Source organism: Actinomycetes bacterium, from assembly GCA_036000965.1.
Classification (GTDB): Bacteria; Actinomycetota; CALGFH01; order CALGFH01; family CALGFH01; genus DASYUT01.
In genome coordinates this window covers 46,831-56,913 of sequence record DASYUT010000089.1, presented here as the reverse complement: position 1 = coordinate 56,913, position 10,083 = coordinate 46,831, and the positions used below count along the sequence as shown (strand labels likewise).

The 10,083-nt window shown below is 73.2% G+C and carries 10 protein-coding genes; 7 read left to right on the top strand and 3 right to left on the bottom strand.

Features of this window, described 5'->3' with window-relative positions:
- Window positions 1-196 precede the first annotated feature (196 nt).
- The 5 genes from VG276_07235 to VG276_07215 all read left to right on the top strand — a co-directional run bounded on the left by VG276_07235 (window position 197) and on the right by VG276_07215 (window position 4,034).
- Complete coding sequence (locus VG276_07235) at window positions 197-538, top strand: hypothetical protein (protein HEV8649191.1); 342 nt, start codon at window positions 197-199, stop codon at window positions 536-538.
- Between the two features lie 88 nt (window positions 539-626).
- Complete coding sequence (locus VG276_07230) at window positions 627-893, top strand: hypothetical protein (GenBank protein ID HEV8649190.1); 267 nt, start codon at window positions 627-629, stop codon at window positions 891-893.
- Window positions 890-1,060 (top strand): hypothetical protein, encoded by a 171-nt coding sequence (locus VG276_07225; GenBank protein HEV8649189.1) that lies wholly within the window; start codon window positions 890-892, stop codon window positions 1,058-1,060. The genes VG276_07230 and VG276_07225 overlap by 4 nt, the downstream gene beginning before the upstream one ends.
- Before the next feature lie 347 nt (window positions 1,061-1,407).
- Window positions 1,408-3,588 (top strand): PAS domain S-box protein, encoded by a 2,181-nt coding sequence (locus VG276_07220; GenBank protein HEV8649188.1) that lies wholly within the window; start codon window positions 1,408-1,410, stop codon window positions 3,586-3,588.
- Window positions 3,585-4,034, top strand: coding sequence for a response regulator (locus VG276_07215; GenBank protein HEV8649187.1), 450 nt, complete (start codon window positions 3,585-3,587; stop codon window positions 4,032-4,034). Before VG276_07220 ends, VG276_07215 begins: the two co-directional genes overlap by 4 nt.
- Here VG276_07215 and VG276_07210 read toward each other — a convergent pair.
- Window positions 4,007-5,197 (bottom strand): aromatic ring-hydroxylating dioxygenase subunit alpha, encoded by a 1,191-nt coding sequence (locus tag VG276_07210; protein ID HEV8649186.1) that lies wholly within the window; start codon window positions 5,195-5,197, stop codon window positions 4,007-4,009. The two genes, VG276_07215 and VG276_07210, sit on opposite strands and share 28 nt — an antisense overlap.
- 100 nt (window positions 5,198-5,297) lie before the next feature.
- Between VG276_07210 and VG276_07205 the strand changes: the two genes are divergently transcribed.
- The gene (locus VG276_07205; GenBank protein HEV8649185.1) at window positions 5,298-5,936 is read left to right on the top strand and encodes a TetR family transcriptional regulator C-terminal domain-containing protein; all 639 of its coding nucleotides are present in this window, start codon (window positions 5,298-5,300) and stop codon (window positions 5,934-5,936) included.
- Between the two features lie 77 nt (window positions 5,937-6,013).
- Here VG276_07205 and VG276_07200 read toward each other — a convergent pair whose 3' ends face one another.
- Complete coding sequence (locus VG276_07200; protein ID HEV8649184.1) at window positions 6,014-7,642, bottom strand: NAD(P)/FAD-dependent oxidoreductase; 1,629 nt, start codon at window positions 7,640-7,642, stop codon at window positions 6,014-6,016.
- 318 nt (window positions 7,643-7,960) lie between these two features.
- Between VG276_07200 and VG276_07195 the strand changes: the two genes are divergently transcribed.
- A complete protein-coding gene (locus VG276_07195; GenBank protein HEV8649183.1) occupies window positions 7,961-9,172 on the top strand; it encodes a cytochrome P450 in 1,212 nt (403 codons plus the stop codon).
- Between the two features lie 87 nt (window positions 9,173-9,259).
- Here VG276_07195 and VG276_07190 read toward each other — a convergent pair whose 3' ends face one another.
- Window positions 9,260-9,637 carry an ATP-binding protein gene (locus VG276_07190; GenBank protein HEV8649182.1) on the bottom strand — a complete coding sequence of 126 codons (378 nt, stop codon included), beginning with the start codon at window positions 9,635-9,637 and terminating at the stop codon, window positions 9,260-9,262.
- Window positions 9,638-10,083 lie beyond the last annotated feature (446 nt).

Here is a 10,083-nt window from a genome sequence, read left to right as displayed (position 1 = left end):
CGTCCTGGCCGGCTGGCTGGCCGAGAAGGGGGTGGCGATCGAGGAGGCGTAATACGCGAGGTGGTACGGCTCCGGGCGGTGGGCGAAGGGCACCAGCAACGCCCTGACCTGCGGGAACGGAGTCGAGTGTAATACAGGGATGGCCGGGGCGGCGTTGGAGCGCCCCCCGGCCCGACACCGAAGGAGTGAGCCTTCGATGCGAGAGCAGTCATCGCACGTGCGCGTGCTCAGCGTCAACGGCCTCGATGTGGCCCAGCGCGAGGTCCTGATCCAGGCCGGCGTCCGGCTCGCCCCGGTCCGGACCGTGAACCTCACCGATGGCCAGTGGGTCCGGACGGAGCTGCTGGACCACATCCCCACCGAGGAGGAGCTGGCCGGGATCGAAACGGCGTCACATGACGCACATTCCGGTCACGTCCTGTCTCAAGGGGCGGACCTGCCATCTCCCGATGGCCGGTGGGAAGACCTCGAGACCGAGCGGCGCTTGGAGGAAGCCCACTACGACCTGGGGCCCGACGACGAGGAGCGATCCGCGTGAGCGACCTCCGGGAGCAGCTGGACGAGGGCCTGCCCGAGCCCCTGATCCTCCACGAGGGGAGGCGTACGTCGGCCGCTACCTGCGCCTGGTGAAAGCCCACGCGGAGTACCGCGGGGACGTGTGGGTCATGGTCGTGGAAGGCGACGACGGGGAGCGCCGGAGCCTCTGGCTGCTCCACCAGGCCCTCCTGAACGGTTTGAAGCGGTTGCAGCCGAAGCTGGGGGAGATGGTCGGGGTCAAGAACCTCGGCAAGCGGAAGAGCGCGACCGGCTCGGACTACGTGGACTGGCGGGTCCTGGTCGACCGCCCACCGCCGGGATGGGACGCGATCGACCCAGCGGACGGTGAGCCGTGAGCGACCCGAGGGAGGTCACCAGGGAGGCGTTCCAGGCCGATGTGGAGCGGGTCGGGGAGCTGCTGGCGATGCTCACCGCCGACGCGCTGATCCTGGACATCAAGGTCCCCGGGATCATCGTCCAGCTCACCGGGGAACTCGACCGGTGGGCCAAGACCCTCCGATAGCCGAAGGCCTGGGTTAGACGTCTAACCCAGGCCGCATCACTCCCCTTACTCATCCTTCATCCAGGCGGAGGATCCGGTCGCGGTCCCGGCTCGGCGCGCAGCGTCGAGCCCTGTGCCGGCCGGTTTCCGGGGCGCCGGCTTCGTGCCGGGCGGTCAAGATCGCCGGGAGTGGCGCCGACGGGCGTTCCCGCCGTTTCGCCATGCGATCGGCGCGATGCTATAAGGACGCCCAATTAGCGGTATCCGGACCTCTGACCCACGGAGGGTGGCCGGGTCCGGAGGCGTGGGGGGGGATGGCGATGTGGATGGGTGGGCGCGCTGGGCGAGGGCGGCGCTCCAGGTGGCGGGTGCCCCCAAGCGACGTCCGGTCGATCGCGATCGTCGAGCAGGCGCCGTTGCCGGCGTGCGTGCTCGACCCGAACGGCTGGGTCGTCGCCGCCAACCGCAGGCTCGAGGAGCTGCTCGGGTGCGGCAGCGGAGGGCTCCGCGGCCGGTCGCTCGGGTCGCTCGCCTACCCGCCCGACGCCGAGCTCGCCCGCGGCGCGCTGGCGGCGGTGTTCGGCCAGAGACTCGACCGCCACCTGGTCGACACGCGCTGCCAGCGGCTCGACAACCAGCAGCTCGTCTGGGGCGCATGGGACCTGTCGCCGGTCCACGACGGCCGGGGACGGCCCCAGCTCGCCCTCGCCGTGGTGCGGGACCTGACCGAGGCCATGCGCTCCGAGCATGAGCGCCGGTTCTTCGAGTTCCTGCTCAAGATCATGGGCGAGGCCGCCGACAGCGACGCGATGCTGACCGCGGCGGTCCAGACGATCTGCCACTTCACCAGGTGCGCGATGGGCCAGGCCTGGGTGCCGGTGGACGGCGCCCTGGTGTGCAGCACCGGCTGGTATGCCAAAGGGTACGGCTTCGACCAGCTCCGCGCCGACAGCGAGCAGCTCCGCTTCGGGTACGGCGCCGGGCTCCCGGGCCGGGTGTGGACGACCGGCCAGCCGTGCCTGCTCCGCGACGCCGACGACCTGGACCGGTTCGACCGGGGCGCCGCGGCGCGCCGGAGCGGGGTCGGCGAGGCGATCGCGGTCCCCGTCAAGACCCCGACCGGGCTCGTGGCAGTCCTGGAGTTCTTCGTCGCCTACGAGCGGGTCGGGGAGCCGGGACGCCTGCAGCGCATCGCACGGGCGGCCGGCGAGCTCGGCCCGATCATCGAGCGCAGGCGCGCCGAGGACGCGCTGCGGGCGTCCGAGGAGCGGTTCCGGGGCGTGACGGGTGCGGCCATGGACGCGATCGTGTCGGCCGACGCCGAGGGGCGGCTGCGCTCGTGGAACCAGGGGGCCGAGCAGATGTTCGGCTGGGCCGCCGACGAGGTGCTGGGCCGGCCGCTGACGGTGATCATTCCCGAGCGGCTGCGGGCGCTGCACGAGGAGGGGCTGGCCAGGGTCAGGCAGAGCGGCCACTCCAAGCTGGCCGGCAGCGTGGTGGAGCTGGTCGCGCTGCACCGCGACGGCCACGAGTTCCCGGTCGAGCTGTCGATCGGCGCGTGGCGGTCCAGCGAGGGCCTGGCGTTCTCGGGCGTGATCCGCGACATCACCGAGCGCAGGCGCGCCGAGGACGCGCTTGCCGCAGCCAGCCGGGAGCTGGAGCGGACCAACGCCGAGCTCGAAACCCTGATGTACAGCGCCTCGCACGACCTCAAGAGCCCCATGGTCTCCCTGCTCGGCTACCTCGAGTACCTGAGGGTCGACTACGGCGACGTGCTCGGCGAGGAGGGCAACCACTACGTCCAGCGCATGTCCGACTGCACCCTGTACATGCAGCGGCTCATCCACGACCTGATCGACCTGTCACGGGTGGGCCGGCTCGGCGGCGACGTCGGCGAGGTCGACCTCGCCGAGCTCGCCGGGACCATCGTCGACGAGGCGGTCGTGGCCCACCCGGCGGCCAGGTTCCACGTGGGTCGGCTGCCGGTCGTGGCCAGCAACCCGGTCAGCTTCCGCCAGCTGCTCACCAACCTGGTCGAGAACGCCGTCCGCCACGGTGGCCGGCCCGACGTCAACGTGACCATCGAGGCCGCGACCCGCGCCGACGGCGCGCTGGAGCTGTCCGTGCGCGACGACGGCAAGGGCATCCCGCCCGAGCACCGCGAGCGCGTGTTCGGGGTCTTCGAGCGGCTGGACGGGCCCTCCACCAGCGCCGGGACCGGGATGGGGCTGGCCATCTGCCGCAAGATCGTCGAGCTGCTCGGCGGCAGCATCGCCATCCACGGCAGCGCCGGCAGCACCGCCATCCACGACAGCGGCGTCGACGGCAGCGGCAGCAGCGCCGGCGGCGGCAACAGCGGTGTCGGCGGCAGCGGCAGCGCCGGCGTCGGCAGCAGCGCCGGCGTCGGCAGCAGCGCCGGCGGCGGCAGCAGCGCCGGCGGCGGCAACGGCGGCGCCGACGTGCGGGTGGTGCTGCCCGGCCACCTGGTCGGCCGCTGGCCCGAGCAGGACCGGAACCTGGCCCTGCACGACCGGGGGGCACTGGTATGACCACGGCGGCGGTGCGCGTGCTGGTGGTCGAGGACGACGACGACCACCTCTTCCTGATCCGGCGCTCGCTCAAGGACCTGGCCGGCGTCACCGTCGACGTGGCCCGCACCGGCGAGCAGGCCCTGGACCACCTGCGGCGGGGCCGCTTCGACAGCCAGGCCCTGCCCCAGCTCGTGCTGCTCGACCTCAAGCTCCCGAGGCTCGACGGGCTCGAGGTCCTGGCCCGGATCCGCGCCGACGCCGCCCTGCGCTCGCTCCCGGTGGTCGTGCTGACGTCCTCGGAGCGGGAGGAGGACCGCGAGCAGGCCCTGCGGGTGGGTGCGACCTGGTATGTGTGCAAGCCCGTCGACGGCGCGCGCTTCCGGGCCGAGGTGGAGCAGGTCGCGGCCCGCTGGGCACGGGGACCGCGTAGCGGGCCCTACCCGCCCGGACGGGTGCCCAGGTAGGCGCGGGCCAGCATCGAGACGAAGTGGTGGACCGCGTCCTCGCTGGGCGCCATCGGGCCCGGGCGGAAGTGGGGGGAGGCCAGGCCGCGCTGCACCGACTCGCACGCCGCCCAGTCCTGCCGGTTGGTGGTGTCCCAGAAGGCCGTCGCGTACGAGGGGTCGAAGCCGGGACGCTCGGCCGCCTCGCGCGGGAAGTACCAGCTGCAGGTGACCCGGGTCGAGGCCGGGCCCAGCGGCTCGAGCAGGTGGGTCATCACGTAGTCGGGGTGCAGGGAGAGCAGCAGGTTCGGGAGCACGCCGAGGTACAGCACGGTGCGCAGCCGCTGGCCGTCGAGCCCGGGGATGGGCACGCCCAGGCTGCGCCCGTCGGCGGACATGGTCTCGGCGTGGTCGCGCAGGTCCATCGACCCGCCGACCCAGGCGCCGGCCTGCCCGCTGTAGTTGCGGCCGCTGTCGGGAGGGCTCACCCGGCACAGCTCCGGGTGGATGAGCGGGCAGTGGTAGCACTCGTGGTAGTTCTCGCACACCACCTTCCAGTTCGCCGCGAGCAGGTAGGTGTGCTCGCCGAGCGGGACCAGGTCGGCGAGCCGGTAGGGGGCGACCAGGTCGTCGAGCTCGCCGGCCTGCTCGGCCAGGGGCGGGGCGTCGCCCGAGGCGTTGACGAAGGCGAGGCCGTGCCACACCTGGACCGGGAGCGGCAGCAGCCCCCACTCGGCCGGGTCGAAGCCGGGGAGGTCGCGGAAGCCGGGGGCCGCGCGCAGCGAGCCGTCCAGGGCGTAGTTCCAGGCGTGGTAGGGGCAGACGATCGACCGCCGTGAGCGCTGCTTGTCCGGCTTGCCTGAAGCGAGCGAGACCGGGCCCAGCAGCTCGTGCCCGCGGTGCCGGCAGACGTTGGCGAACGCGCGCAGCTCGCCGTCGCCGCCCCGGACGAGCAGCACCCCGGCCGGGCCCACCTGGACCGCGCGCAGGCTGCCCGGCCGGGCCAGCCAGCCGGCCCATCCGACGCACGTCCAGGACCCGGCGAACAGGTGCTCGAGCTCCCAGGCGAGGACCGCCTCGGAGACGTAGGCGGCCCGGGGGAGCATGCGGCTCTGGCCGAACGGGAGCAGGCTGTCGTGGAGGTCGGTCGCGGTCAGGGGCGAGGCGGCTGCGGGCTGGGTCATCGGGCCTCCAGCTCTTGAACTGACTCACCAGTCAGTTTATCGGCTGGGACGTGCCGCGGACAGATGCCGGTCGCCGCACGACCCGGTAGAATCCCGGTTCGTGGCTCGTATCAAGGCGGACGTGCGCCGCGAGGAGATCCTCAGGGCGACCTGCCGTGAGGTGCGGGCACGCGGCTTCTCCAGCACCAGGGTCGGAGATGTGGCCGCCGCCCTCGGAGTGTCCAGCGGCCTGGTCTTCTACCACTTCGCGTCGAAGGACAACCTGCTCAGCGAGGCGTTCCGCCACGCGGCCCAGGCCGACCTGGACCAGCTCGCGGTGGCGGCCGCCGGGGACCACACCGCCCTGGACCGGCTCGACCGGGTGTTCCGGCTCTACGCGCCGGGCGGCAGCGACGCCTGGGTCATGTGGATCGACGCCTGGAGCCAGGCGCTGCGCAGCCCCGAGCTGCGGCGGGTCTCGCGCGAGCTCGACCTGCGCTGGAAGGAGACGATCGCAGGGGTGATCGGCGACGGGGTCGCGGCGGGGGAGTTCGCCTGCCCCGACCCGAGCGGGGCCGCCTGGCGGCTGGCCGCCCTCCTCGACGGCCTCGCGGTCCAGGTCACCGTCCACACCGGCGTGCTGTCCAGGCAGCAGATGCTCGACTGGGTGCGGGTCGCGGCAGCGGCCGAGCTGGGGCTCGCCCCGCCGCCCCCCGGCCAGGCCGCCTGGGGCGCGCCCGTGCCCGCCCGGGCACGGTAAGGAGCCGCCGGCATGGACTGGGACGGGTCGCTGCACGGCGCCGCCCGCGTCCCCGGGGTGAGGCGCGGCTGGCGGGCTCAGCGGAGGGGCAGGCGGGCCTTGCGGTGTCCCAGCCGGGCCCGGCGCAGGTCGCCGCGGATCTGGGCCACCGCGTTGCGGCCCGGGATGCCGGTCACCCCGCCGCCGCCGTGCGTGGCCGAGCTGGCCTGGTAGAGGCCGCGGACCGGGGTGCGGAAGTCGGCGTACCCGGCGGCCGGGCGGGTGTGGAACAGCTGGCTGGCCGACAGCTCGCCGTGGAAGATGTTGCCGCCGACCAGGCCGTACTCGTGCTCCATCTGGTAGGGCCCGATCACCTGCCGGTGCAGGATCGAGCTGGTGAACCCGGGCGCGAGCTCCTCGACGCGGGCGACCACCCGGTCGGCGTGGCCCTCCAGCTCGGAGTCCATGGGCTTGCCGGCCCACTCGTGAGGCACCCACTGGGTGAACATCGAGACGACGTGGTGGCCCTCGGGGCAGAGGGTCGTGTCGAACACCGACGGGATGCAGATGTCGGCGAACGGCTTGGCCGAGGGCCGCCCGGCCACCGCGTCCTGGAAGGCCCCTTCGACGTCGTCGAGGGACTGGGCGAGCACGATCGTGCCGCCGTGGACCTCCGGGTCGAAGCCGGGCTTGGCGGCGAACTCGGGCAGCCGGTCGACCGCGAGGTTGACCTTGACGGTCCCGCTTCGGGTCTTCCAGCGCTCGATGTCGGCGACGAAGTCGGCCGGCAGCTCGCGCGGGTCGAGGTGGCGCAGGAACGCGATCTTCGGGTGGGTGGTGGTCACCACCAGGCCCGAACGCAGCTCCTCGCCGCCCTCGAGCACCACGCCGGTGACCCGGCCGTGCCGGGTGGTGATCCGGCCCACTGGGGCGGAGGTGCGCACCTCCGCCCCGAAGGAGCGGGCCGCACCGGCCAGCGCCTGCGTGACCCCGCCCATCCCGCCCTTGGGGAAGCCCCAGCCGCCCAGCTTCCCGTCGCCCACGTCGCCGATGTGGTGGTGGGCCATGACGTAGGCGGTGCCGGGGGAGCGCGGCCCGGCCCAGGTGCCGATCACCCCGCTGACGCTCAGCACGCCCTGGAGTTCGGGCGACTCGAAGAAGTCGTCGAGCAGGTCGGCGATGCTCATGGTGAACAGCCGGGTCGTGTCGGCCACCCGGCGCTCGTCGAGTGAGCGCAGGCGCCAGGCCAGCCGCGCCTGCCTGGCCAGCTCGGCCGGCCGGTGGGACCCGAGCCGGGGCGGGACCTCCGACAGCAGGGGGCCGAGGACCGCGGCCAGGCCGCCCATCCAGGCGTCCCAGCGCTCCATCGCGGCGGCGTCGGCCAGCGAGAACTTCGAGATCTCGGCCCGACGCCTGGCCGGGTCGTCGGGCAGCTGCAGGTAGCGCCCGTCCGGGTAGGCCACGAAATAGGGGCCCTGGGGGTAGACCTCGTAGCCGTGCCTGGCCAGGTCGAGGTCGCGCACCAGCGCCGGCGGCAGCAGGCTGACCACGTAGGAGAGCGACGTCACCTGGTAGCCGGGACCGAAGGGCTGCTCGGTGACGGCGGCGCCGCCGACCACGTGGCGCGCCTCGCAGACCAACGTCGACAGGCCCGCCCTGGCCAGGTAGGCGGCCGCGACAAGCCCGTTGTGGCCGCCGCCGACGACGATGGCGTCGTACTCCCGCATGCTGCCTCCTGAGATCTCTCCGAGACGAGAGCCCCGCTCGAGTACCCATGCCGGGGGCGCACGACCCCTGAGGAGGCAGGTCCTGACCGCGACGCCGCTGCTCGACCGGCGCCCTCAGGATCTATCTAACTGACTCGTCAGTCAAGAATCAGGCGGCGTGGTAGCCGTGGCCGGCCCCGAGCACGGGAACGCGGCCCCGAGCACGGGAACGCGTCGACCCGGCAGCGTTCGCCTCGCCCCCGGCCAGCGCTCGGCTACCGGGATCGACGTGGCTGGCCGCCGTATCCTGGGTACGGCACCCACCAGCGGAGGTCGCGCATGACCGGGACGACGCCAGCGCTCGAGTTCAACCCCTTCCTGCCCGAGGTCCATGCGGATCCCTACCCGCTCTACCACCGGCTACGGGCCGAGGACCCCGTCCACCGCAACGGGCCCGGCTTCTGGGTGCTCACCCGCTACGCCGACGTGGTGGCCGTGCTCCGCGACCCGCGCATGAGCCGCGACCCGCGCCGGTCAGCGCAGTACCAGCTCCTCCAGCGCGGCAACGACGGCGCGGACCTGTGGGAGGACGGCGCCCCGTCGATGCTGTTCGTCGACCCGCCCGACCACACCCGGCTGCGGACGCTGGTCAACAAGGCGTTCACCCCGACGGCCATCGGCCGGCTCCGGGCCCGGGTCGAGGAGCTGGTCGAGGAGCTGCTCGACCGGGTGGCCGGTGCAGGGGAGATGGACGTGGTCGAGGACCTCGCCTATCCGCTGCCGGTGACCGTGATCTGCGAGCTGCTCGGGGTCCCGCCGGCCGACCAGACGCGGTTCCGGGACTGGTCGGGCGCGCTCGTGCACCTGCTCGACCCGCTGGTGGCCGAGGACGTGATGGAGCGGGCGCTGCAGGCGCGCGCGGCGCTCCGCGGCTACCTGGGCGACCTGGTCGCCGAGCGGCGCGCGCACCCGGCCGGCGACCTGCTCACCGCGCTCGTGGCCGCCGAGGACGAGGGACACCGGCTCAGCGCGCAGGAGCTGATCTCGATGTGCACGCTGCTGCTCGTGGCCGGGCACGAGACGACCGTCAACCTGATCGCCAACGGCACCCTCGCACTGCTCGCCCACCCCGCCGAGCGGGCCCGCCTGGCTGCCGACCCCGGCCTGGCCGCCAGCGCGGTCGAGGAGCTGCTCCGCTACGACAGCCCGGTGCAGCTGACCAGCAGGCACGCCACCTCCGGCCTGGAGGTCGGCGGTCAGCTCGTGCGCGAAGGCGAGACCGTGATCGCCGCGCTCGGCGCGGCCAACCGGGACCCGGCCCAGTTCGCCGACCCCGACCGGCTCGACCTGGCCCGCTCGCCCAACCGGCACGTCGCCTTCGGTGGTGGCATCCACTTCTGCCTGGGCGCGCCCCTGGCCCGGATCGAGACCCAGGTCGCGCTGGCCGCCGTGCTGCGCCGCCTCCCCGGCCTCGCCCTCGGCACCGAGGAGCCGACCTGGCGCGACACGGTCACCCTGCGGGGCCTCGCCACCCTCCCCGTCCGCTTCTGACGCGGCGTCCTCGTTCGATGTGGGGAGCTTGCTCTGGCGGCGATCGCCTCAGATGCACCCGGCGACTGCCGCAGACACATCCGCTGATCACACCGTGACCTCGAACCAGACGAGGTGGCCGCTGGTCACGCTGGTGCTGTCCCAGTCGGCGGCGAGCTCGTCGAACAGCTCGAGGCTGCGGCCAGCGATCGAGTCGATGCGCCGGCCGTCGCGCCTGAGCGGGAAAGGCGCGCCGGCGTCGCGGACCTCGACGTGGAGCAGGTCCGGCTCGAACGCGATGCTCACCTGGAACGTCCGGTTGGCGTCGCAGGCGGCCGAGTGCAGCAGGGGGTTGGTGATCGCCTCGTCAACGAGCAGCCGGGCCGTCTCGTAGGAATCGGTGTCGCGCAGCAGGGCGCTGCTCACGAACTGCCGTACGGCGGGCATCTCGTCGAGCCGCCCGGTGAACTGCCGGCGTACGGTCAAACGTCTCCCTCCTCCATGGGGGACCGGGCCGTGGAGGCCACGTTCCTGGCCTCGCCTACCCAAAGTGACCGGCTCCGAACCGTGCAGCCGACTGTCGCGACCCCTCAGGCGATCGGGGCCCGGCGCGCCTCAGTCGACCGCGCGGCGCAGGAAGCCGGCCGAGAGCCTCTGCCCGGTCGGCGCGCGGCAGATCTGCCCGCTTCGGTCGATCGCGCGGCCTGCCCGCTCCGGTCGATCGTGTAGAGCAGGAGGCTGCGGATGCCGGCCACCGCCCAAGGGGTATGCGAAAGTTCGCTCCTGCTCGTGTATCGTAGAAAACCCTCGTGACCCATTGGTCCCGTTTCACGGCCCCCCTTGCCAACCTGGAGGATCTCTACGAGGCCAGCGTGAGCGTTCCCAGCGGTAGGGTCGGTACCACCGCGGCGGTGGCCGGCCGGGCGTCAGCC

Excerpts from the sequence above, each read along its gene's own strand:
- VG276_07235 (HEV8649191.1), top strand. The coding sequence starts at position 197 with ATGCGAGAGCAGTCATCGCACGTGCGCGTGCTCAGCGTCAACGGCCTC.
- VG276_07215 (HEV8649187.1), top strand. The coding sequence starts at position 3,585 with ATGACCACGGCGGCGGTGCGCGTGCTGGTGGTCGAGGACGACGACGAC.
- VG276_07210 (HEV8649186.1), bottom strand. The coding sequence starts at position 5,197 with ATGACCCAGCCCGCAGCCGCCTCGCCCCTGACCGCGACCGACCTCCAC.
- VG276_07200 (HEV8649184.1), bottom strand. The coding sequence starts at position 7,642 with ATGCGGGAGTACGACGCCATCGTCGTCGGCGGCGGCCACAACGGGCTT.
- VG276_07195 (HEV8649183.1), top strand. The coding sequence starts at position 7,961 with ATGACCGGGACGACGCCAGCGCTCGAGTTCAACCCCTTCCTGCCCGAG.